General features: G+C 33.6%; 20 protein-coding genes. 6 read left to right on the top strand and 14 right to left on the bottom strand.

Annotated features, from left to right (window positions below; all coding sequences use genetic code 11):
- Positions 1–23: 23 nt before the first annotated feature.
- The 6 genes from ABJM36_RS05250 to ABJM36_RS05225 form a co-directional block, all read right to left on the bottom strand.
- Entirely contained in the window at positions 24–2,549 is a 2,526-nt protein-coding gene (locus ABJM36_RS05250; protein ID WP_348449911.1) for a PIG-L family deacetylase, read from the bottom strand.
- A gap of 161 nt (positions 2,550–2,710) precedes the next feature.
- On the bottom strand, positions 2,711–3,193 hold the full coding sequence (locus ABJM36_RS05245) for a hypothetical protein (RefSeq protein ID WP_348449909.1): 483 nt from the start codon (positions 3,191–3,193) through the stop codon (positions 2,711–2,713).
- Between the two features lie 308 nt (positions 3,194–3,501).
- On the bottom strand, positions 3,502–4,332 hold the full coding sequence (locus ABJM36_RS05240) for an FKBP-type peptidyl-prolyl cis-trans isomerase (RefSeq protein ID WP_348449907.1): 831 nt from the start codon (positions 4,330–4,332) through the stop codon (positions 3,502–3,504).
- Positions 4,333–4,423: 91 nt separating this feature from the next.
- The gene (locus tag ABJM36_RS05235) at positions 4,424–5,383 is read right to left on the bottom strand and encodes a tRNA-dihydrouridine synthase family protein (protein ID WP_348449905.1); all 960 of its coding nucleotides are present in this window, start codon (positions 5,381–5,383) and stop codon (positions 4,424–4,426) included.
- A gap of 172 nt (positions 5,384–5,555) precedes the next feature.
- Positions 5,556–6,548 carry a UDP-3-O-(3-hydroxymyristoyl)glucosamine N-acyltransferase gene (gene lpxD / locus ABJM36_RS05230; RefSeq protein WP_348449903.1) on the bottom strand — a complete coding sequence of 331 codons (993 nt, stop codon included), beginning with the start codon at positions 6,546–6,548 and terminating at the stop codon, positions 5,556–5,558.
- Positions 6,549–6,610: 62 nt separating this feature from the next.
- The gene (locus ABJM36_RS05225; RefSeq protein WP_348449901.1) at positions 6,611–7,783 is read right to left on the bottom strand and encodes an LETM1-related biofilm-associated protein; all 1,173 of its coding nucleotides are present in this window, start codon (positions 7,781–7,783) and stop codon (positions 6,611–6,613) included.
- A gap of 151 nt (positions 7,784–7,934) precedes the next feature.
- Between ABJM36_RS05225 and ABJM36_RS05220 the strand changes: the two genes are divergently transcribed.
- The 3 genes from ABJM36_RS05220 (at position 7,935) to ABJM36_RS05210 (ending at position 10,615) form a co-directional block, all read left to right on the top strand.
- On the top strand, positions 7,935–8,615 hold the full coding sequence (locus ABJM36_RS05220) for a DUF4331 family protein (protein ID WP_348449899.1): 681 nt from the start codon (positions 7,935–7,937) through the stop codon (positions 8,613–8,615).
- 32 nt (positions 8,616–8,647) lie between these two features.
- Positions 8,648–9,211: a DUF4331 family protein gene (locus ABJM36_RS05215; RefSeq protein ID WP_348449897.1), complete on the top strand. Its 564-nt coding sequence runs from the start codon at positions 8,648–8,650 to the stop codon at positions 9,209–9,211.
- Positions 9,212–9,322: 111 nt separating this feature from the next.
- Positions 9,323–10,615: a cell surface protein gene (locus ABJM36_RS05210; protein ID WP_348449895.1), complete on the top strand. Its 1,293-nt coding sequence runs from the start codon at positions 9,323–9,325 to the stop codon at positions 10,613–10,615.
- A 141-nt stretch (positions 10,616–10,756) separates the two neighbouring features.
- Here the strand turns inward: ABJM36_RS05210 and ABJM36_RS05205 are convergent, their stop codons facing one another.
- Both ABJM36_RS05205 and ABJM36_RS05200 read right to left on the bottom strand, forming a co-directional pair.
- Positions 10,757–11,824, bottom strand: a complete 1,068-nt coding sequence (locus ABJM36_RS05205) for a serine hydrolase domain-containing protein (protein ID WP_348449893.1) — start codon at positions 11,822–11,824, stop codon at positions 10,757–10,759.
- Positions 11,821–13,104 (bottom strand): DUF1343 domain-containing protein, encoded by a 1,284-nt coding sequence (locus ABJM36_RS05200; protein ID WP_348449891.1) that lies wholly within the window; start codon positions 13,102–13,104, stop codon positions 11,821–11,823. The genes ABJM36_RS05205 and ABJM36_RS05200 overlap by 4 nt, the downstream gene beginning before the upstream one ends.
- A gap of 9 nt (positions 13,105–13,113) precedes the next feature.
- On the opposite strand from ABJM36_RS05200, the gene ABJM36_RS05195 reads away from it, so the two are divergent.
- Positions 13,114–14,349 (top strand): FtsX-like permease family protein, encoded by a 1,236-nt coding sequence (locus tag ABJM36_RS05195; protein ID WP_348449889.1) that lies wholly within the window; start codon positions 13,114–13,116, stop codon positions 14,347–14,349.
- Positions 14,350–14,473: 124 nt separating this feature from the next.
- On the opposite strand, the gene ABJM36_RS05190 is transcribed toward ABJM36_RS05195, so the two are convergent.
- From ABJM36_RS05190 to ABJM36_RS05175, 4 genes are all read right to left on the bottom strand, one after another.
- The gene (locus ABJM36_RS05190; RefSeq protein ID WP_348449887.1) at positions 14,474–14,956 is read right to left on the bottom strand and encodes a CIA30 family protein; all 483 of its coding nucleotides are present in this window, start codon (positions 14,954–14,956) and stop codon (positions 14,474–14,476) included.
- 165 nt (positions 14,957–15,121) lie between these two features.
- Positions 15,122–15,928 (bottom strand): anti-sigma factor, encoded by an 807-nt coding sequence (locus ABJM36_RS05185; protein WP_348449885.1) that lies wholly within the window; start codon positions 15,926–15,928, stop codon positions 15,122–15,124.
- 1 nt (position 15,929) lies between these two features.
- Positions 15,930–16,460 carry an RNA polymerase sigma factor gene (locus tag ABJM36_RS05180; protein WP_348449883.1) on the bottom strand — a complete coding sequence of 177 codons (531 nt, stop codon included), beginning with the start codon at positions 16,458–16,460 and terminating at the stop codon, positions 15,930–15,932.
- Between the two features lie 44 nt (positions 16,461–16,504).
- Positions 16,505–17,122, bottom strand: a complete 618-nt coding sequence (locus ABJM36_RS05175; protein ID WP_348449881.1) for a YceI family protein — start codon at positions 17,120–17,122, stop codon at positions 16,505–16,507.
- Positions 17,123–17,246: 124 nt separating this feature from the next.
- Between ABJM36_RS05175 and hemN the strand changes: the two genes are divergently transcribed.
- Together hemN and ABJM36_RS05165 are read left to right on the top strand one after the other, a co-directional pair.
- A complete protein-coding gene (hemN, locus tag ABJM36_RS05170; RefSeq protein WP_348449879.1) occupies positions 17,247–18,611 on the top strand; it encodes an oxygen-independent coproporphyrinogen III oxidase in 1,365 nt (454 codons plus the stop codon).
- Between the two features lie 82 nt (positions 18,612–18,693).
- Positions 18,694–19,527, top strand: a complete 834-nt coding sequence (locus ABJM36_RS05165) for a universal stress protein (RefSeq protein WP_348449877.1) — start codon at positions 18,694–18,696, stop codon at positions 19,525–19,527.
- 287 nt (positions 19,528–19,814) lie between these two features.
- Here ABJM36_RS05165 and ABJM36_RS05160 read toward each other — a convergent pair whose 3' ends face one another.
- Positions 19,815–21,218, bottom strand: a complete 1,404-nt coding sequence (locus ABJM36_RS05160) for a TolC family protein (protein ID WP_348449874.1) — start codon at positions 21,216–21,218, stop codon at positions 19,815–19,817.
- A complete protein-coding gene (locus ABJM36_RS05155; protein WP_348449872.1) occupies positions 21,218–22,573 on the bottom strand; it encodes a biotin/lipoyl-binding protein in 1,356 nt (451 codons plus the stop codon). Before ABJM36_RS05155 ends, ABJM36_RS05160 begins: the two co-directional genes overlap by 1 nt.
- Position 22,574: the final 1 nt, after the last annotated feature.

Here is a 22,574-nt window from a genome sequence, read left to right as displayed (position 1 = left end):
TTTAGGTGCGTCTTCGTTCATGGTTAATCATTAAGTTTTACAGGCTGTTTAATATCTTCTTTTCCTAAGGAAAGTATGTTTGCAAATAGGCGATAAGCGCCAGAAACACCTGCAGGAAACTCCCTAAAAAAGCTTAAACCAGTATATATGTAATAGCCTTTACCGTGTTGTGCCACAAGTAAACTGCCAGGTTTTGCAGACTCTCCTTTATCGCTCATCGATAAGATAGGCGTGAAGGCTTTATCCCAACTATCAGGAAAATATAATCCGCGTTCTTGCGTCCAACCTTCAAAATCATTTTGAGTGATTTTATTAGGAGAATTTAACACCTCATGGTTTGGGTTTAAAAAATTTACCTTAGCCTGTTCATCGGTTACGCGGTCGCGAGATAAGTTTAAAGAATAAGGCGCAATTTGATCTACTTTTACACGATGGCTAGTATTGTATTGCACGACCATATTGCCACCATTGGCAACAAAATCAAACAACAATTGTTGTTTAAAGTTTAAATCTTCAACGGTGTTATAGGCTCTAATTCCAACAACAACAGCATCAAAATTACTTAAGGTTTCTTCCGTTATATCATCGGGCGAAATAATACGAACATTATATCCAATTTGTTCTAAACTTTCTGGTACTACATCACCAGCACCTTGAATATAAGCAATATTGTTACCTCGTTTTTTTATGTCTAAACGTACAATTTTACTTTCGCTAGGTAGCAATACAGTTTGAAAAGGGATATGGTCATAATCAATAGCAATTAGTTCTTTTGTGTAACTTTTATCCCCAATATGTACAATAGGGCCAATAAAACCTTCACTTTGTTCTTTAGGAGGAATTACTGTAAACGTAAGTATTTGTTCTTCGCCTTTGTTTGCTATAGTTACTTTTTGTTTCTTAGGTAATATACTCCAATTATTAGGATGGCAAACTTCAACATCACCTTCAAGATTATCTCTTCCAGACTTAACAACTACTGTAATGTCTCGTTGTTGGTCATTATTTAAAATAATAACCTTTTCTGTGATTTTTGCTGAAACCTCAGGAATGATTTCAAACGGACGATATAATTCACCTTTATCTGGTTTTGCGAATCGCTGAATAACAGGTTTTGTAAACGTTATTGGGGTATTGTTAATTAGTACATTAAAGTCGATGTTATAAACGCGTGGTGTTTCTGGTTTTCCAATAAGATTTGTGTCATCCACTTTGTACATGCCTAAAGACCCTTTTTCATTTAACCAATAAGGCGTTGAAGGTTCTGCGTTATTCGGAATTTTTACAACCTCACTAAAATTATATTTTACATTATTTTTAAGAGTAATACCTTTGGAAATGTTTAAATTGCTTGCATTGTTTAAGCTTTCTAAAACTATTGGTAAGTCACTTCTATTTAGCACTTCTAAATTGAGTTTAATAGTTTCGTTTTGGGTAGCCCAATTTGTTTCGGCCGATGCTTCTAAATAAAGTCCAGCACACATTTCAATGATGGCTTTAAGTTCTTTGGTTTTTTGAGTTTTCCAATGTTGGTTATCAATTCTTTGGAGCAATTTATAAGCTTCAACCAGTTGAGGTACATGGGTTGATGGATTTTTAAAGTTAAAATTATCTTCAATTGTATTTAAAATAGTTCCTATGGCCTCTCCGCCATTTACACGGTTCCATGAGGTATCGATACCTTCAAAAATATTGTTAGATCCATTTAAAGGTTCACCTTTTAAAAAGTCTATATATTCGTCATCTGAACCTCGTTGCGATAAACGACCAAAACCTTGGCACAAATGCTGGCTACGAGCCAAATCTGCTAATTCGTTATTACTTAAGCCTTTTGTAGGGTAGTAGGTGCCAATATCGAAAGTAATCATGTTGCTTTTATCAACCTTATCAAAAGCTTCTTGACCGCCATAACGCCAGGAACTTGTGTTGTAGAATAAGCGTTTTGGTTGCCAAAGTTCCGTTTTGTTTAATTGTATAGGGTAAGCGTTTTCGTTGTTAGCCAAATCGAAAGCTTCGATACTTAAAATAGCAGAAGTTGTGTGGTGCCCATGTGTTTTACCTGCTCTTTTTTCATCAAATCTATTAATTATAATATCGGGTTTAAATTGGCGTATAGCTAAAACCACATCGCTTAATACCTGGTCTTTATCCCAAATTTGTAAAGTTTCGTCTGGGTGTTTTGAATAACCAAAATCATTGGCTCTTGTAAATAATTGTTCACCACCATCTACACGTCTTGCAGCTAATAGCTCTTGTGTTCTTATTACGCCTAAAAGTTCTCTTATTTCTGGTCCAATTAAGTTTTGTCCGCCATCGCCACGGGTTAACGACAAGTATGCGGTTCTAGCTTTTATTTGGTTAGACATGTATGCAATTAAACGCGTGTTTTCGTCATCTGGATGAGCGGCTACATATAAAACAGAGCCTAAAAAGTTGAGTTTTTGTATGGATTCATAAATCTCTGATGATGATGGTGCTTTGGGCTTTTGGGCATTGGTAAACAATACAGCGAAAAGGCAAATAAATAATGATAGTAAATGTTTGTACATAGTTTTTTTTGCTAAGCATCAAATATAAAAAACAAACCAGCTTTAGGGCTGGTTTTAGTTTTTATTTAACGCTTTTATAACAACGTTTTATAACAAGTAATCTGGGGGTATAGATGTATAGTTAAGTTAATTAATTAAAGGTTTTTATGTTTCTCAATTAATTAAATATGTTTGAAATTTATTTTCTCAGTATTGGGTTTTGGAGTTTCTGGTTCTGCAGGAATAATGGGTTTCGAGTGCTGATTGAAAAATAATTGCTGAATAGAATCCATGCGTCGCATCATTTGTTCAATTTGCCGATTATGATTCATGAAGCCATCATGAAAAAAGTTTTCAGAATTAAATTGTTTTGAATCAGGGTCTTGATCAAAAAAGTCTTTAAAAAATGAATCGTTAAAAAAGCTATGACTGTTAAAATACTTCTGAAACTCTATTTTTAAACTATCGGTTAACTTTCCATTATTGGAGTAACTGTACGAGTATATGGAGTCGTAACGAGTTAAGTTGCCGTTTTCGTCATACTCCTTATTTACGGTAATGTTTTCGTCAGGTTTTAACGCTAGAGCCTCGTTTTTTTGTTTGTCTTGTCCTGAACAATTAAAAAATAACAAACAAAACAAAGGGATTAATTTCAAAGTTTTCATTGGTATATATTTTAAAATTATACAATCTTTAACAGGGATTAATTTTCAAAAAATGTGCCGAAATGGTTTACGGTAAGGAACTTGGTTTTTCAATGTCAAGTTGACAGCGCTAATATTTGATGCAGGCTTTTTATTGATTACAATTATGCTAATTTGTAAAAATTATCTTGTAAATAACATGTACCGTAATTTAATGTTCGTGTTACAATATAAATGTTAGTGGGAGGAATTTAATTTTTCGTCCGTATTGAAACAAAAAAACCACCTTGTTTTCACAAAGTGGTTTAATATATTCTTTAAAATATAATTTAATTAACAGAAAGTAGTTCGATGTCGAAAATAATAACAGAACCTGCTTCAATTCCTGAAACCGCATTATTTCCGTAGGCTAAATGCGCTGGAATATACAATGTACCACTTCCACCTTCTTTAAAATAAGTAATGCCTTCGGCAAAACCTGTTATTAAAGTGCTTAAGTCGAAATAAGCTCCTGTTGTGTTTTCATCAAAAACATCACCGTTTGTTAAATAGCCTTTATAGGTAACCGTTACATTATCGGTTAATGTTGGTTGTTGGCCATCTCCAGGTTCATCAATGGTGTAATATAAACCAGTGTCTGATTGTAGTGCCATTAAATTATTCTCTGTTAAATAACTTTGAATTTCAGCTTCATTTTCTGTTTTATAATTTACATAAATAAGTTCGATATCGAAAATAATTACCGAACCGGCAGGAATACTTCCAGTAGAGTAACTACCATAGGCTAAATGTGCAGGAATAATAAGTTTTCCGCTTCCGCCTTCCTTAAAATAAGTAATACCTTCTGCAAAACCACTTATTAAGCTGTTTAAATAAGAAAAAGAAACACCTTCCTCAGGACTTTCATCAAACACAGTACCGTCTGTTAAATAGCCTGTGTAGGCAACTTTAACTCTGTCGGTTCCGGTTGGAGAAACGCCAGTTCCTGGGTTGTCTATAACATAGTACAGTCCCGTATTACTTGATTGTGCGGTTAAATTGTTATTGGCTATATAAGCCTGAATTTCTAGTTCGTTTTCTTCGGTGTAGTCTTTTGGGGTGTCGTCAGAACTACAAGCTGTAAAAAGAAGTACAGCAAGTACCATACATAGTTTTTTCATATTCTAATTTTTTTAAACAAATATAAGAGCAAAAGGCTTACTTTTTAACATTTTTAACGTTTCTTTTATGTCTCATACTTAAGGTAATAGGCTAGTGTGTTAACTTTTTTTCGTTTGTTAAAATAAGTTTTACGGCTTGCTTATATTTAAACGGATTGGTCGCTTTTTTAATAGCTTTATACGTTTTTTGAGGGTTGGTACACGACTGCGAAAAGAATTCCCAAAACCCTAACATTTTCATTTTAATTGGTGTTGGTCCCGAAAGATATTCGTCGTATTGTTGGTAAATGGTATTGTGGAAATCTTCGAAAATTTCCCAGCGATTTTTAGGGTATTCTGTAGTATTGTTTTTTATCATTTGAGGTAAAAAAGGATCGGCAATTAAGCCACGTCCAATCATAAAATGATCTAAACTAGGAAAACGTGCTTGCATCGATTTAAAGCTAGCCACACTTGTAATATCGCCATTGTAATACAACTTATGTTTCGTGCTTGTAATACAACGCTCAAATGCATCAAGGTCTACAGGGCCTTTATAGAGTTGTTTTCCAATTCTGGCATGAATGGCAATATTTTTTAGTGGGTATTGATCTAAAATAGGGAAAACATCCAGAATTTCTTCAGCATTTTCATAGCCCATTCGCATTTTCATAGAGACCAAAATATTAGTTTCTTTGTGGGCGCGTTCTAAAATGGTGTTTATTTTTTCAGGATTACAGATTAATCCGGAACCCATTCCAGATTTAGCAACCATAGGGTAAGGGCAGCCTAAATTCCAGTTTAATTCTTTATAGCCTAAATTTTGTACATACTTGGCAACAAACAAGAATTCGTCGGGGTCGTTAGTTATAATTTGTGGTATAACCTCTAATGTAGAATTGTTTTCTGGGAGTAAATCGTTTTGATATGAGCTTTTTATTTTAAACTTTCCATTAAGCCTTATGTAAGGCGAATAAAAAGTATCGATACCCCCAAAATAATGATGAAATGCATTACGGAATCTAAAATCTGTAAACCCTTGTAATGGTGAAGAAAGTAATGTGAAAGCCATTTATAATTTATGTGGCGCAAAGATAAGCATAACTTTTATTGAAGTGTATAAAAGTTTTGAGAGGTGAACGCTGGGAATTTGGGTTTTATTATATAATTGCAATAAAGAATTAATAGTTGTTTTTTTTCGAAACTAGATAGTTTCGTATCTAGTCCTGCCATTAAACTAAACCTTACTTTTTAACTAGCCTTCGCATAGCTACCCATTGTTTCAACATTGCTTTTGCATTTTGAGCAGGATAGCCCAAAACGGTTTCGCCAGCTTTAACATTATTCATAACACCAGAACCAGCGCCTACGGTTGCTCCAGATTCTATTGTGGTATGGTCTTTTATAGACGCAGAACCACCAATTATAACACCATCGCCTAAGGTTACAGAACCGGCAAGTCCACTATGTCCAGCCATAATACATGAGCGTCCCATAACGCTATTGTGTGCTATTTGGACCAGATTATCAATTTTACAGCCATCACCAATAATGGTACTACTAAATTTGGCTCTATCAACACAAGAGTTTGCACCAATTTCAACATAATGACCAATAATAACATTCCCTATTTGTGGAATTTTTGTAAGACCTCTACCGTCATCGCTTGGTCGGTACCCAAAACCATCGGCTCCAATACTTACGTTAGTATGGAAAATACAATGACTACCAATAACACAGCGTTCTCTTATAACTGTGCCTGACCATACTATGGTTTGATCACCTATCGTGGTTTCATCAAAAACACAAACATTAGGGTAAAGCGTTACGCCATTACCTAAAACTACATTTTTACCTATATAGCAATTTGCTCCAATTTTACAACCATTACCAATTTTTGCCGTATCATGAATTACGGCAGTAGGGTGAATGTCGATTTCAAATTCTGGTGCTGGCGGATTAAATAATTCTAAAACTTTGGCCATAGCCAAATCTGCATTTTTTACTTTTATAATGGCACGATTGTCTCCTGGTTCTAAAGTTAAATTGTCGTTTAACAAAACCGCTGAAGCTTCAGAATCGTTCCAAAATTTTAAGTATTTACTACTCCCAATAAATGTAATATGATGTTTTTTAGCATGGTTTAGTTGTTCCGGACCTTCAATATGTTGCGTGGTGTTGCCTATTAATTCGCCCTTTAAAAGGTTATTAATCTCTTCAATCGTGTAAGTTGCCATGTAATTTTAATTGGTTAGTGTGCTTGTAAAGCTAATGGAAAAAAAACAAAAATTATAATGTTTTAATCTTCAATCCTATTTTCGTCAAATGCAGATGGTAATAATTTTGGAATAAACTTAACAACTAAGGGCAACAGTAAAGCGCCACCAGGTAACAAAAATATAGCTAAACTAGGTATGGATTTAAAAATATCAAGAAGTTGCTCCTGAACTTTTTTCTGTTCTTCTTTGTTAAGGTCTCTAATGGTCGATTGCGTAAGCAAAACCATAAGCTCTTTACTGTCTTTTAACTCTTGGTACAATCGTTTACTGTTTCTAGTAATTAGTTTGTTAACCATCCTACTAGAATTGTTATAAAAACTTTGTACTACATTTTTAGAGCTTAAAAGGGCAATATTATCTTTATTTATCGTGTAAAATTTATTTACGGCTTTTATAGATTGGTGTATTTTAGAAATGCTTAGGTTGAGGTCGTTACCCAATTTTTCTAGAAAATGTTGTTCTTCAATATCAATCATTTGGTCGCTCCAAGTAGCCATACAAGCCAAGTCTAATATATAATGTTTTTCAAGATTAGTATTAATGTTGCTAATAGCCTTTTTGTAATCTATATCGGGGTTTTCTTGATAGCGTAACGAAGCATCAAATAATTTAATTAAACTATCGTCGTACTTGTTTTTGGTTTCTTTAGAATTTAAAACATTTAAAGAAATAGAAGTAATTGAAGCTTCCATGTCTTTTAAATATTCTTTTGATATATTTTGTTTTTCTAAATAGGTTTTATAGGCTAATACATCAACAAATAAAAGGGCGTTAATAATAAAGTAATTAAAATTTTTGGTAAGTACATTGGCATCAATTTGAATGCGTCTATGTATTATTTTTTCAAGTTGATCACTCGATTTTTTACCGCTTAATAAATCACTAAAAAAAGAGCTTTTAATTTCATCAATATCAGTATAAAACCCAATAACGCTGTTTATAAATGAGGTTTCTGAATTTGAATTGGCGTGAATGTAATATAAGGAAAGGCATAAATTCGTTTTACAAAGCTCTTCTTCAGTCAAGTTTCTATCAATAATAACTTGACTTACAACGCCCAAATTAGTACCATAAATGAATCCACACAATCTCAAAGCCTCATAAAAGGATGCTTCATCAAATTTTAAAAAGAGATTATTGCTTTCTATCTCTTTCATCAACTTCTTAATCCAACCAGCAGATGATGGGTTCATAATTCAATTTTCAAATAGAATGTAAAAGTAAACTTTTAACTGAATATCTGCATAGTTTTTTCTTTAACATAATTTTAACAAAACCGCTATTTCTTTTTTTTCGTAGGTATGGCAGAGAGTGAAATTAATAATAACAAAAAATCTCAAAAACATGAAAAATTTAAAACGAGTATTAGGAATTGGGTTAGTAGCGGTAGCTAGTTTCTTTGTAATTGCGGCCGATCATATTGACGCGCCAGAAGTATCTGGGGGAAATAGTGATATTACCGATTTTTATGCCTTTCAAGGTGAAAATGAAGATAATTTAGTTTTTGTAGCTAACATCCAAGGATTAATAAGTCCTGCCAACACAGCTGCTGCATCATTTAGTGAAAATGTAATGGTTGAGTTTAATATTGATACCAATCAAGATAATGTTGAAGATTTAGTTATTCAAGCCATTCCTAGAGATGGTAAAATGTATTTCTTTGGTCCTGTTGCGCCTTCTCAAACAGGCTTAAATAGTATTATTGAAACGACTTCTGCAGCTGGTGGAAGTGTAGCAATTTCAAGCTACGGAAATGCGGCAGTAACGGTTACCAATGGAGGTATGTCCTTTTTTGCAGGACCAAGAGACGATCCGTTTTTTATGGACTTTGCACGATTCACTCAAATTTTAACACCTGGTGATGATGATGGCGACGGCGAAGAGGAAATTGCTTTTTTACCTGCAGGTTCTGCATCTGATACGTTTGCAGGAACTAACGTAATGTCTATTGTTGTTGAGGTACCTAAATCTATGATTGGTGGATCTGGAAAAATTAACACATGGGTAGAATCTAAAACAAAATAATCAAAAAAATAACCTTATTAAAATATCAAATTATGAAAAATATAAAAATATTAACCTTAGCGTTAACTGTATCGTTAATAGCATTTAACTGCTCGAACGACGATGATAATAATATGAGTATGGAGGAGCCTGTTTTAGATTTCTCAGGAACCTACTCGCAAGAAGATCAGATGGGTAGGCCAGCTGTAAATACAGTATTTAATGCTAGTTCAGATAAAGATGCGTTTAATGTAACAACTCCATCTGCTCAAAATGCAGCATTTCAAAGTAAGTTTGAAGCTAATTTATTAGCCTTAAGTCCTGCTTACGCAGACGGTGGAATGAATGCTTTAGGACAAGATGCAGCAGCATTTACAGGTTTATTAGCTACCGATGTTTTAAACGTATCTTTAGATGGTACAACTACATTTTATGATGGCGAACCAGTAAATACACTTTCTGGTCGTGCTTTAGCAGACGATGTTATTACTGTTGAGTTATTATTAATTTTTGGAGGTGAAGATTTCTCTGAAAACCCTGGCTTATCTAATGATAATGTTAGCGAGAATGATAAAACCTTTTTGAGTTCATTTCCTTACCTAGCATCTCCTCACTAGGAACTATTACCTCTAGAACATGGTATCAATTACCCTGTTCTAGATTTTTTACCTACACAAAAAACACAAACACAAAGACAAACACAAAGACAAACACAAACACTCATTAAAATGAAAACGACAAGTCAATTAACTTTTGTTTTTTTGCTACTGCTTTTGATAAGTTGTAACGAAAACACAAAAAAAATAACAAATATTAACGATTACGTTGGGTATTTAGAAGCAACAGATGAAGAGGTGTTGCAATTAGTAAAAGAGGATTTTAATTTCTGGGAAAAAAAGCTAGAAAAAGAACCAAATCAATTTCCCTACTTGGCTAAAGCAGCAGCATCTCAATCTGCGATTTTTAATAAAACAGGAAATATTGATGCTTTAATTAAGGCTGAAACATATTTGGTTAAGGCTAATAAAGCAACAAATTATAATAACGCTGGTTATTTAAGAGCTTTGTCAAGAAACTATGTCTCTCAGCATCGTTTTAAGGAAGCTTTGCTTTTACTTATCAAGGCCGAAGATAACGGTGAAGGTTTAAAAGGTACGCAAAAAATGCTTTTCGATGTGCATTTAGAATTAGGTAATTACGATGCTGCAAAAACATATTTGGAGCGCATTAAGAAAACCAATGATTTCGATTATTTAATAAGGCTTTCAAAATGGTCCGACCATCGTGGTAATTTAGATGCTGCCATAAAATATATGGAACAAGCCAAAACCATTGGAGAAAGAGCAAATTTGGCGGCTACAAAACAATGGGTATACACCAATTTAGCAGATTATTATGGGCATGCAGGACGTATTGAAACTTCTTATAACCATTATTTAAAAGCTTTAGAGTTAGATCCTAACGGTGCGTATGCTAAAAAGGGAATTGCTTGGATTGTTTATTCTTATGAAAAAAAACCAGACGAAGCACTTCGTATTTTAAATGAAATTACCAAAACCTATAATGCTCCGGATTATAATTTACTTAAAGCTGAAATAGCAGAATTTAATGGTAACATCGTTTTAAAAGAAGAACAATTAAAGCTATATGCTACTGAGGTTAAAAATTCGTTTTATGGCGATATGTATAATAAATACAATGCTTTGTTGTATGCCGAAAGCGAAAAAGACACAGAAAAGGCTTTAGAGATTGCTTATGTTGAAATAAAAAACAGACCTACCCCGCAATCGTATGATTTGTTAGCATGGTCACTTTATAACCATGGCGAAGTAAAAGAAGCTATGGAAGTTATAGAACAACATGTAGTTGGTAAAACCTCTGAACCCGATGTGTTATTTCATGTAGCTAAAATTTATAAAGCTAATGGAGAAATAAAAAAGGCTAATGCGTTAAAAAAAGAGCTTTTGGAAAGCGTTTTTGAACTTGGTCCTATTATGGAAAAGGAAATAAAAAATATATAAATTTAGTTTGATTTGTTATGTGTATGATAATTTTTATGAAAACTTTATTCTCATAAAGAAACCTTTATGAAGTGTTTATTCTAAGGTTTTTTGTTAGGTGAAAGTGTCTGGTTACTTAATTGTAATTAGGCACTTTCTTTTTTATTTAATGAAAATATCCTCGAGCTTTTTTGCAAAATCGTCCATTTTCACTCCCGATTTATTGGTTAACACTGAAATAACAATCTGCTCTTTTGGGTATATTAATAAAACAGTAGAAGCACCAACACCTCCACCTGTATGGTAATATTTTGGAGTGTTGTTAGTTGTATAATCTGAAGAAAAGCCAATGCCGTAACCTGTTAGTTTTCCTGATTTTAGTTTTTGAGAAGTCGTCATTTCCGACAAGGCTTCTTTCGATATTGTTTTGGGTGAAATAATTTCTTCTCCAAATTTTATTAAATCTTCTGATGTGGATAAAAAACCACCACCAGCAACCTTGTATTCATTAGCAACAGGAGTGGCAAGTACTCTTTTTTTTATGTAGAAATTGGTTTTATTGGGAAGGTTTATTTCTGAATCTTCCAACAGGGTATTGGTCATTCCTAAAGGCTTAAAAACAGTCTGTTTTACTAATTCATTAAAATCGGTACGGGCAACCTTTTGCATAATCTCACTTAGCAAAACATAGCCAAAGGTATTGTATGAAAATTGTGTTGAAGGGGCAAACAAAAGCGAATCGTTTTTAAAGATATTCACACCTTCTGTTATCGATATTTTTTTATTCCATGTAAACTCATTGCCTTTGTAATGTCTAATGCCGGCAAGGTGTCCGCCTAATTCCTTAATATTAAAATCGTATGCTTTTGTAGGATAGCTTGGGAGGTAGTTGTAAATACTTTTATTTAAATCAATTTGTTTGCTATCAACTAAATGAGCTAGGGTTAAAGCGGTAATAGATTTTGATATACTAGCAATTCTAAACAGTGTTTTATTAGGTTCAACTTTTAATTTAGGCTTTCTTTTGGCATATCCAAATCCTTCAGACCAAATAAGATTACCGTTTTGAGATACCGAAATTGACATTCCAGGAATGCCTTGTTGGCGTAAAAATTTTTTAGCTCGTTTTTTAGCTGTTTTTATTCTGTAATCAGTAGTAACATTGCTTTCGGTAGTATTAAATCCTACCGAAATAAGAAAAATAAATATGGATGCTAAAAGTTTTTTCAAGGGTAAATTAAATAGTTTTTTCTAGTGTTTTCAAAATGATTTAATCCGGTTTCCCAAGTCGCTTTAATTGCTTTTTCGGATAAACCAGATTCAATTTGGTGTTGCAATGTTTTTGTGCCTGCTAATTTTGTAAAAAAGCTGTTGAAAAATTCAGTTTTCTTTTCTGTATTCTTATAGGCTTCAATAAGCCAATTTAGGTTTAAGGTATTTATAGTCTCCAATTTGGTTAAATCCTTACCATAACATGTTTTGTTTTTGTGTTTCGGGAATTTAGAGCCTTCATTAGGTTGGGGGGTAAATTGAAAACTATACAATTCAGGATTTAAAAACGGACTTCCAAAAATTTGAAATTGTGTTTCTGTTCCTCGGCCTGCGCTTACATTAGTGCCTTCAAAAAAACATAAACTAGGATAAAGGTTTATGGCTTGGTCGTTTGGTAAATTCGGACTTGGTTTTATTGGTAAACTATATTTTAATTCGTGCTTGTAATGTTTCATACCAATAACTTTTAAATCACATTGTATGCCATTAGCTAACCATTTTTCGCCATTAATCATTTTAGCATATTCTCCAATAGTCATGCCATGAACCACAGGAATAGGGTGCATGCCAACAAAACTAGTGTGCTCCTTTTCTAAAATAGGCCCGTCAATGTAATTGCCGTTTGGGTTTGGCCTATCAAAAACAAAAACTGGAATACCTGCTTCTGCACAAGCCTCCATTACATAATGTAAAGTTGAGATATAGGTGTAAAATCGAGCCCCTACATCTTGGATATCAAATATTACAACATCTAAATTTTTAAGTTGAGTTGCCGAAGGCTTTTTGTTTTTTCCGTAAAGTGATACTATAGGTAATTTGGTTTTGGTATCAATACCATCTTTAACAATCTCGCCAGCATCAGCTTTACCTCTAAAACCATGTTCTGGAGCAAATACCTTTTTTATATCAACCTTTAAAGCAAGAAGTGAATCAACAATATGTGTATATTTTATAGCGCCCAATGGCTGTGTTGCACTTTTAGTAAAAATCACCGACGTTTGATTTGCAACAACGCCAACACGTTTTCCTTTTAATAGCGGGAGGTACAAGTCGGTTCGGCTTATTCCAATAATTATGGAGGTGTCTTTCTTAACTTCCATAACCGGTTTTTCTCGATTGTCAATTCCAAGCTTAGATATAGATCCATCTCCCTTCGATTTACTCGCGCAAGAAATCATTACTAAAACTATCCCTATAATTATTGGGAAAACTGTATTTTTGAAAACATTAAATCTCATTTTTAACTTTTGAATTACGAGTTTTTTATAGCAAAACGCATTATTGGTAGTAAAGCGTATAAAAGTAGCGTATCAGCGCCAATAATAAAAATTGGAATCGCAGCAATTGCTATTGGTATGATTGTAATGATGGTTACCGTGGCTATAAGTATTGGATTACAACAAAAAATACGCGATAAAGTTATAGCTTTTAATGGGCATGTAACTATTACAAATTACGATACTAATAACTCCCAAGAAAGTGTGGTTCCTATTTCTATAAATCAAGATTTTTATCCTGACTTTAAAGCTGTAGAAGGGGTTAAGCATGTACAAGGTGTCGCAACAAAATTTGGAGTTATTCGAACCGAAACCGATTTTGAAGGTTTGTACTTAAAAGGCGTTGGCGCCGATTATAACTGGGATTATTTTACGGAATTTCTAGTAGAAGGTCAGTTGCCAGATTATACAAAAAAGCGAAATGAAAATGTTTTGATATCCCAATATCTTGCTGATAGAATGCATTTTAAAGTGGGTGATACCTTCCAGATGGTTTTTGCAAAAGACGATCCCGAAAAATTACCAAATATTATCTCCTACACCATATCTGGAATTTTTAATTCTGGATTTCAAGAATTGGACGCTCAATATCTAATAGGAGATATACGCCATTTACAGCGGATAAATAGATGGGAAAGCGATCAAATTGGCAATTTTGAGGTTTTTATAAATAATTACGATGCCTTAGATGTAAAAGGAGCCCAAATACACCAAAATCTATCATCCTTACTCGATTCACAAACTATTACAGATCGGTATTATTCTATATTCGAGTGGATTAAAATTTTCGATAAGAACACCTATGGAATAATTGGGATTATGGTGTTAATTGCCGGTTTTAATATGGTAACAGCCTTACTTGTTTTAATTTTAGAGCGTACTAAAATGATAGGTGTTTTAAAAACTTTAGGAAGTAGTAATTGGAGCATTCGTAAACTCTTTCTTTATAACGCATCTTACCTAATTTTATTAGGCTTGTTTTGGGGTAATATTTTAGGTTTGGGTATCTTGTTTGCTCAAAAATATTTTAGCCTTTTCCCTTTAGATCCAAGTGTGTATTACGTATCCGAAGCGCCAGTATATATAAATTTAGGCTATATCCTAGCCCTAAATATAGGGACATTAGTTTTATGCTTATTAATGTTGCTTGTACCATCATATCTTATCACAAAAATATCGCCAGTAAAAGCCATTCGTTTCAGTTAAATAATAATTTGGGCGTTACCACAAGGGTCGGGCTTTCCGTTACAAGTCCTCGCACCTCCTTCGTCGGGCTGTGGGCTTTCTACTGCAATCCCTAACGCGCGCCTACCCACAAACATTGGAGCTTTTACTTTAAAGCAATGCTATCTATTTCTAAATTAAATGCTTCTGCTTTTTTATTACCTATCAAAAAAGCAAGCATCTCAATTTGCGTTCCAGCAAAATTTGGAAGATCAAGTTTCTTTCCTCGAAAGTTAGCAAACATGTTGTTAAAAGGTATTTCGATAGTTTCCCATTCAGATGTAGTTTTAAAAGGATATATGTACGAATGCTTGTCTTGCTCATGTTCCTTTATTCTAAACTGATAATTTTTGCCATCGCCTTTTAATTTTATACAAAACTTAGTGAAGGATGATGTTTTTAAAGTTTTAATAGGACATTTAACCATTGAGAAACCGCCGTTGTTTTCCAGTGATACCTTGCCATAAAACAAGCCATTTCCATTAGCGTTTATTTTAAAGTCGCCTTCAGATTTTCCACCCATTACATTATCGTCCACCGTTTGCCAGTTGGAACTATCACTTTCAGCATTAAAATTAACTAGGGTCATGGTTTTGCGGTGTTATATTTAGTTGAGACTTTGTATGAATATATAAGTGTGTATTGGCGTTTTGCTAGGGGGGTAATTTTATTATCACATAAAAAAACGCACTACTATATTAATTGGTAATGCATTTATAATATTTAAAACTACTTATAATGTTTGTTTACTTTGTTAACTCGCACTTACTACACCCAAAGTATATAATTGATCCATAGTAGGCGATTCGCTACCGCCATCAGGCTCTAAAGTAATACCAAAGGCCTCACTTTCATTAGCATTCTTAATTTCAAATATTTTATTGGCGTCTGCTGTAAAACGGTCAATAGTACCTAAACTTGTTGGGGTTAACGGTGTTAATGTTAAAGACCAAACTTGGTAAACTTTCCCTTCTGGTGGTTCTGGTAAACCTTGAGCATCTAAAAAGATACGATCGGAATCTTTATCCCAATACACCTTGGCAAAAGTACTGGCAAAATTACCTTGTCCTGCTAGTGGTACTTTTGTTATATTATCATCGCGTAACACATTTATTAAAACATTAGCGTCTTTTAAGTTGTTTTTAGAATTGGCTATTTGAGTTTCTAATAAAGATTGTTGTGTCTCTGCTATTTGAATATCAGATTGTAATTGTTTGTTTTGGTTTACGGTCCATAATAATCCAGCCGCTAAAACAATAGAAGCTGCCCAACCTGTATAAGTTATCCAGTTGTATTTCGGTTTAGCAATCGAGATTAATTTGGTGTCATTATCACTACCAAAACCTAATGTTTGCTTAATACGCTGTAAAATATGGTCGCTATCGCGTTGCGATGTCGAGGCTGTTAATTTAACAATGGCTGCTTCAATTTCTAAAACTTCTTGCAAAACCTCGGGGTGTTTATGCATAAGCGCATAAACCTCCTCATTTTCTTTTTCAGAAAGGGTTCCAGCTACGTATAGCTCTAGTATTCCAGATTCTATGTATGCTTTTATATCCATTTTAGTTTAATACCAAGTTTCTTAATTCTTGAATGCAATTTCTATTTCTTGTTTTAATAGTACCAATTGGCATATCAAGAGCTTCGGATGCTTCACTTTGTGTGTAACCTTTAAAGTAAAGTAGTTCAATTACGGCTTTACATTTTTCGGCTAGCTTACCAACAAATTTTTTAATGCCGATAGCATCCGTTTTATCATCAAGGTTTTCATTCCCTTCAATTATATCTACGAAAAAATCTGAGTTGAGGTTTTGTTTTGAGTTTTTAAAGGCTTTAGACCGCGTTTTATCTATGGCTGCGTTTCTAGCAATATTTAAAATCCATGTAAAAAATCTACCTTTTTTTGACGAATAGCTATCTCCTTTATGCCATGCTTTTATAAAAACATCTTGCATAACTTCTTGGGCAATATCATGGTCTCTTAAAATATTGTAAATAACACCATGCATGCTATCGCTATACATATTGTAAAGTTTCTCAAATGCTTTTTCGTCTTTTTGTTTAAAATTTTCTACTAGCTGGTCTAATTCCATATAAGTTTTTTAGTGATTAAAATAATACTAATACTATATATGGTTTAGTTTTCGCGAAGGTAAGTTTCAACTTCAATGGCCACATCTTCCCAAGTTTTACTTACACCATCTGCTCCTTTATGTAAATCAAAACATACTTTGTTTAATGAAGCTAAAGCATCTAATGCATTCCAATCTTTAAGATTCATGGTTCCTGTTAGTGTTACACGTCTTTCGTCGGTAATTTTAACGTCTAATGGCAAATTATTAGTTTCTCCATTCATTGTTATAGATGCCACATACCCATTGTCAACATATTTAATAATACCTTTTAAAAACTCGGTATCTAACATAGCTCCAAAAAAGGAGTTTATTATTTTGGCGTCACGTGTGTTGGTGGCATCATTTGTAAACACGCTACTAACCGGAATAGAAAAACTTAAATTATTTAAAGCTTCTTGTGGCGTTGCACCAGCTTTATTTTCAAAATCTAAAAGTTTAAATTTTCCTCCAACAGGAAGTTTGTCTGTAGTTTTATAAGCCGTCCATTTTACGGTAGTACCTTCAGGTTTAATAACGTATTTTTCTGTTATTTCAGCTTCCTTTTTTGATTCTTTTTTTTCGTTTTTACACGCTACTATACTTATGGTTAGGGCGATTAATAGGATGCTTATTTTTTTCATATTTTTTGTTTTTTGTATTTACCCGAAAGTTAAGTCAATAATAATTCAATTGCAAGATTTAGTATGATATATGTCATTTTATAACGAGCTCTTTTGGTATACTTTTGAGGTATAAAAGTTAGGTATGTTAAAATCGTTAGTAAATAAGTATAACATTGCAGGTCCTCGTTATACGAGTTATCCAACAGTTCCATATTGGAACCAGGATACATTTTCATTAAAAAAATGGAAATCTTCATTAATACAATCTTTTAAAGAAAGTAATGCGGAAGAAGGCATAAGTTTATACATTCATTTACCATTTTGCGAAAGCTTATGTACGTTTTGCGGCTGTAACAAGCGCATTACCAAACAGCATAATGTAGAGTCGCCATATATAAACGCCGTTTTAAAAGAATGGCATTTGTATTTAGAGTTGTTTGATGAGAAACCCATAATAAAGGAATTGCATTTAGGTGGTGGCACACCAACTTTTTTTAGTCCAGAAAACTTAAAACGCTTAATTACTGGCATTATGCAGACCTCAAAATTAGCAACGCAACATGAGTTTAGTTTTGAAGGACATCCAAACAACACCACTCGAGAACATTTGCAGGCGCTTTATGATGTGGGATTTAGACGAGTAAGTTACGGTGTGCAGGATTATAACCCAACGGTACAAAAAGCGATTCATAGAATTCAACCTTTTGAAAACGTAAAGAAAGCCACCCAATTAGCAAGAGAAATAGGGTATACCTCTGTAGGACACGATATTATTTTTGGTTTACCTTTTCAAACCTTAGAACATGTTAAAGAAACCATTTTAAAAACTAAAGCCTTGCTACCAGACCGATTAGCTTTTTACAGCTACGCACATGTGCCTTGGATTAAAGGTAACGGACAACGCGGTTTTGATGATGCAGATTTACCAAGTGCCGATTTAAAACGAAAGCAATACGAACTAGGAAAGAAATTACTAGCCGAAGTAGGTTACGAGGAAATAGGAATGGATCATTTTGCATTAACCACAGATTCACTATATAAATCAATGACTCAAGGTGATTTACATCGAAATTTTATGGGGTATACCGCATCAAAAACACAAGCAATGATTGGCTTAGGTGTATCTTCGATAAGTGATAGTTGGTACGGGTTTTCGCAGAATGTAAAAGGGGTGGAAAGCTATTATAGTTTATTAAAAGATAATATTATTCCGGTTTATAGAGGGCATATTTTAAATACCGAGGATTTAGTGATTCGTAAACATATTCTTAATTTGATGTGTCAATTTGCAACCTCTTGGACAAACGAAGAACTTTATTTTAATGATTTACCAGATACTTTAATTAAACTAAAGGAGATGGAAAAAGATGGTTTACTTAATATATATTCTAATAAAATAGAAGTCACCAAAAAAGGACAACCCTTTGTTCGTAATATATGTATGGCATTCGATGTGTTATTACAACGTAAAAAGCCAGATACACAACTGTTTTCTATGACTGTTTAGTACATGTCATTTTAAAATCATGTATTAAAATACTCATTTTAACTGTTTTTGTTTTCTAAACAAGAACCTAAAATTTGAAGCTATGAAAAAAATAATTATACCAATCGATTTTTCCAAACATTCAGAATATGCATTGAAAACGGCAGCGAAACTTGCCAAAAAGCATGGTGCCGAATTGCTAGTGCTTCATATGCTGGAAATGTCTGATATTATGTTGTCGGCTTCCGATGGACTTCAAAACCAGAAAACGGCATTTTTCCTTCAATTAGCCGAACAAAAATTTAAAGACTTTTTAAATAAAACTTATTTAGAAGACGTTAAGGTTACACCCATAATAAAACATTTTAAAGTATTTAGCGAGGTTAACGAAGTGGCTAAAAGTTATAATGCCGATTTAATTGTAATGGGCTCTCATGGCGTAAATGGTTTAACCGAGTATTTTGTGGGGTCCAATACCGAACGTGTTGTGCGTAGCTCTAATATTCCGGTTTTGGTGGTTAAAAATGATATGAGAGATGTTGATTTTGATGTCGTTGCCTTTGCCTGCGATTTTAATGAAGAGTCTATAAAATCCTATTTAAACGCCAAAGAAATGTTTAAAAATGAGGTGGCTAAATTGTATTTAATACATGTTAATTTACCTAACGAAAGGTTTAAAAGCAGTTTAGAAATCGAAAAGAAAGTGGTGAATTTCTTTATAAAAGCAGAAGGTCATTTAGATAAAATGGAAGATGTGTTTTACGTATCAGATTATACTGTGGAAAATGGCGTTTTAAATTGTGCTAATAAAATAGGAGCCGATTTAATAATAGTGCCAACACATGGCCGAAAAGGTTTAGCGCATTTTCTACAAGGCAGTATAGGCGAAGATGTTGCAAACCATGCCACCTTGCCAGTTATGACGTTTAAGATTTAAAACTATATAATAGTTTATCCCTTTTTTTAATGGAATGCATCTTGAGGTGGAGGGATACGCTTTTATATTTTTTTTGCGTTTCCACAAGGAGCGGGCTATCCACTGAATTTTTTTAAACGACTAAGAATTTACCTAGGCTGTTGCTATTTAATAAATGTTAGCATTTACAAAAATGTGTAGCGTCATAAATTTATAAAAGGATGCGGTTACTATCCCTAAAGCAGCTACTTATTAGCTTTGGTAGCTGAAATTTTCTGTAAAGTCAAGCAATCTTAAAAAACTATAAATTAATTCAACTCAACCCCAGAAAGCCCTAAAACATTAAATAAAGAAGCTTTAGTTTTAAAGAAACTATTTTCAAGATCTATAGCTTTAAGTTTAGCGTCAATAAGTTTTGATTCGCGCGAGTTTACTAAAAATAGAGAACTTTCACCTAAAAAGAATTTACGCTCTTCGGCTGTAAGTATTTTAGAATAATCATGTACCATAGTGTCTGTATAATCGTTTTGTAATAGGTAAGATTCTAATTCTTGGTTAATAGCATCAATTTTATTTTTAAGATTCACTTGTGTGTTTTTAATATCGAACGTCGTGTTTTGTAGTTTGATTTTTGCTAGTTTTAAATTGCTACGCTCTTTTCTTAAAAACAAAGGGAAACTAATATTGACCCCGCTTTTATAAGCCGATGTGCTAAACGAACGTGCTACTTCTGGAGTTTCCGATAAAAAATTATACTGTAAATCAATTTGAGGTAATAAACTATTCAGTTTTAATCGCTTTTCTATCTTTAAACTTTGAATTTTATAATCTAACGATTGTAGTTTGGGGTGTTTGTTAATATTGTAGTTTTCAACATTTAAGCCAGACGTGTTTAAGGCTAAATCGATGGTTTTAAGAGTGTTAATGTCTGGTATAATCTGGTCCTTAATTTCAATAGGTGTATTTTCATTAAGCCATAAATAGTTAGATAGTTCCAATGAGGCTTTAACAAATTTAATTCTAGATTTTTCTAGGTTTAGTTTTCGGTTGGTTAAAGCTATTCTAGCTTCTAAAGTATCAATGGCAGGTTTGTCTCCCACTTCAAAACTTTTTTTAATACCGTTAAAGCGTATTTCGGCGTTGGTTAGAAAATCTTCGTAAACCCGTTTTTCGTTATACGTTTTTAGCCAATTAAAATAGCTTAACGTGGCATGATATAAAATTGTGTTTACTAATAATTGTCTATCGGCATGGGCTTGTTTTATATATAATTTTGATTGCCTCAACATGGCCATACGGCTGTTTGTAAGTAGTCCTTTGGCAACGGGTATAGAAATACCTGCGCTGTATAGCCCATCTTCTGGTACGTAGGACTCTGGGTTTAAATAGTCGCCTGTGTTTTCTTCAAAGTTTCCTTTTAATTCTATCCCAAACCAAGTTGGTATTTTAAAAGATGCATTAAGTTTATCATAATATTCGGTGCTTTTAAACTTTTTTCTGTTGTAATCTACCTCAAGCTTAGGGTCGAAAGCACCGCGAGCTTTCATAAGTTTGGCTTCACTTTCTTTAATGGTTAAATTGGCTTGCTTTACAATGGGATGAAACGCCTTAACATAGCCCAAATATTCCGATAAGGCCATAACCGAAGTGCTGTCTTGTGCAGAAGCCAATAGACTAAAGCCTATAAGAATACTACATATAAATGCTTTCATTAGTTATCTTTTTTTAAGGTTGTTTTACTGCCTTCTGGCTGGTAATAATTAGGAGGGAAGCTATTTATTTGGCGCCATAACTCGAACCAAATTGGCACATCTTCAAGTAATGCAATGGTTTTAGCACCAGAGCCAACACGTATAGCTTCCGGCCAATTATACTCGGTATTGTCTGGAGCTAATAAAATGCGATATTTACCATTACTGCTTATAAACTGCTCTATAGCTACAACTTTGGCACCATAAGTACCGTAAGATACATTGGGCCATCCGCTAAATACAATGGCCGGCCATCCATCAAACTGAACGCGTACTTTTTCGCCAACATGAAGCAATGGTAAGTCGATTGGACGAACAAAAGTTTCGACAGCTAAATCGTATTTGGAAGGCATAATACCTACTAATTGTTCCCCTTCTTTAAATGTAACACCAATACCTCCCTTTAAAACTTTGTTTATAAAACCGTTTTGTGGTGCCGTTACATATAACAAACTATTTCGCTTTTCGTAGTTGCTAAAGGCATTTTCAAGTTTTGTAACTTGGGCTTGTGTGTCGAACCCGCTAGATTGGGCTGTATACATGTCACTTTGCGCTTTCGATATTTTATCGGTAAATACAGCTTTGGTTCTCGATAGTTCTAATTTGGCGTTAATAACTTCGTTTTTACTCGCTAAATACTTGTTTTCTTGGGAAATAAATTTAGCCTGCGATTCTTGAAGTTTTAAGCGTTTTTCTTCAACATCTTTAACCGCTTTTAAGCCTTCTTTTTGCAGGGTTTGAATACGGTTAAATTGTGTTTCTGCAATTTTTAAATTGGTTTTGGAAGCTTCCAAATCAATACTATCGCTTTTTACTTTTAACCGAGCTTGTAATAGTTTATTTTGAGTTTGTTCTAGCTTTAATTTTTTTTCGTTTTGTAACGCAGAAATTTGTCGGTTTAAAGCTTCTACTTTTCCACTATAAGCTGTTACTGAAGATGATTTTGCTTGAATTTGATCGTTAGTCCTTTCCATTAACCTATCGTCAAAATAGTCGCTTTTTACTTCGGATATTCTTAAAATAGTATCGCCTTTTTTTACTTCGTCGCCTTCTTGTACATACCATTCTTCAATGCGTCCTGGTATTTGAGATTGGATATGTTGTGGGCGTTGATTTGGTTTTAATGTAGTTACCGTGCCTTGGCTGGTAATATTTTGAGTCCATGGTAAAAACATCACGAGAAATAAAATAATGGCTGCGGCGAATAAAAACCAATTAAAGAATTTATAATATTTAATATTCATGATTTTTTTACCAGACTTATAGTCAGCCAAATCAATTTTTTTATTTAATTGGTTATGAGATATATTGAGCATA

Source organism: Algibacter sp., assembly GCF_039977455.1.
Lineage (GTDB): Bacteria > Bacteroidota > Bacteroidia > Flavobacteriales > Flavobacteriaceae > Algibacter_B.
Note: the sequence above shows the minus strand (reverse complement) of the source record. Positions and strands in the feature narration are given on the sequence as shown.

Excerpts from the sequence above, each read along its gene's own strand:
- ABJM36_RS05190 (WP_348449887.1), bottom strand. The coding sequence starts at position 14,956 with ATGACCCTAGTTAATTTTAATGCTGAAAGTGATAGTTCCAACTGGCAA.
- ABJM36_RS05240 (WP_348449907.1), bottom strand. The coding sequence starts at position 4,332 with ATGAAAAAACTATGTATGGTACTTGCTGTACTTCTTTTTACAGCTTGT.
- ABJM36_RS05165 (WP_348449877.1), top strand. The coding sequence starts at position 18,694 with ATGAAAAAAATAATTATACCAATCGATTTTTCCAAACATTCAGAATAT.
- ABJM36_RS05215 (WP_348449897.1), top strand. The coding sequence starts at position 8,648 with ATGAAAAATATAAAAATATTAACCTTAGCGTTAACTGTATCGTTAATA.
- ABJM36_RS05200 (WP_348449891.1), bottom strand. The coding sequence starts at position 13,104 with ATGAGATTTAATGTTTTCAAAAATACAGTTTTCCCAATAATTATAGGG.
- ABJM36_RS05245 (WP_348449909.1), bottom strand. The coding sequence starts at position 3,193 with ATGAAAACTTTGAAATTAATCCCTTTGTTTTGTTTGTTATTTTTTAAT.
- ABJM36_RS05210 (WP_348449895.1), top strand. The coding sequence starts at position 9,323 with ATGAAAACGACAAGTCAATTAACTTTTGTTTTTTTGCTACTGCTTTTG.
- ABJM36_RS05155 (WP_348449872.1), bottom strand. The coding sequence starts at position 22,573 with ATGCTCAATATATCTCATAACCAATTAAATAAAAAAATTGATTTGGCT.
- ABJM36_RS05225 (WP_348449901.1), bottom strand. The coding sequence starts at position 7,783 with ATGAACCCATCATCTGCTGGTTGGATTAAGAAGTTGATGAAAGAGATA.
- ABJM36_RS05160 (WP_348449874.1), bottom strand. The coding sequence starts at position 21,218 with ATGAAAGCATTTATATGTAGTATTCTTATAGGCTTTAGTCTATTGGCT.
- ABJM36_RS05175 (WP_348449881.1), bottom strand. The coding sequence starts at position 17,122 with ATGAAAAAAATAAGCATCCTATTAATCGCCCTAACCATAAGTATAGTA.
- ABJM36_RS05250 (WP_348449911.1), bottom strand. The coding sequence starts at position 2,549 with ATGTACAAACATTTACTATCATTATTTATTTGCCTTTTCGCTGTATTG.
- ABJM36_RS05235 (WP_348449905.1), bottom strand. The coding sequence starts at position 5,383 with ATGGCTTTCACATTACTTTCTTCACCATTACAAGGGTTTACAGATTTT.
- hemN (WP_348449879.1), top strand. The coding sequence starts at position 17,247 with ATGTTAAAATCGTTAGTAAATAAGTATAACATTGCAGGTCCTCGTTAT.
- lpxD (WP_348449903.1), bottom strand. The coding sequence starts at position 6,548 with ATGGCAACTTACACGATTGAAGAGATTAATAACCTTTTAAAGGGCGAA.
- ABJM36_RS05185 (WP_348449885.1), bottom strand. The coding sequence starts at position 15,928 with ATGGATATAAAAGCATACATAGAATCTGGAATACTAGAGCTATACGTA.
- ABJM36_RS05220 (WP_348449899.1), top strand. The coding sequence starts at position 7,935 with ATGAAAAATTTAAAACGAGTATTAGGAATTGGGTTAGTAGCGGTAGCT.
- ABJM36_RS05180 (WP_348449883.1), bottom strand. The coding sequence starts at position 16,460 with ATGGAATTAGACCAGCTAGTAGAAAATTTTAAACAAAAAGACGAAAAA.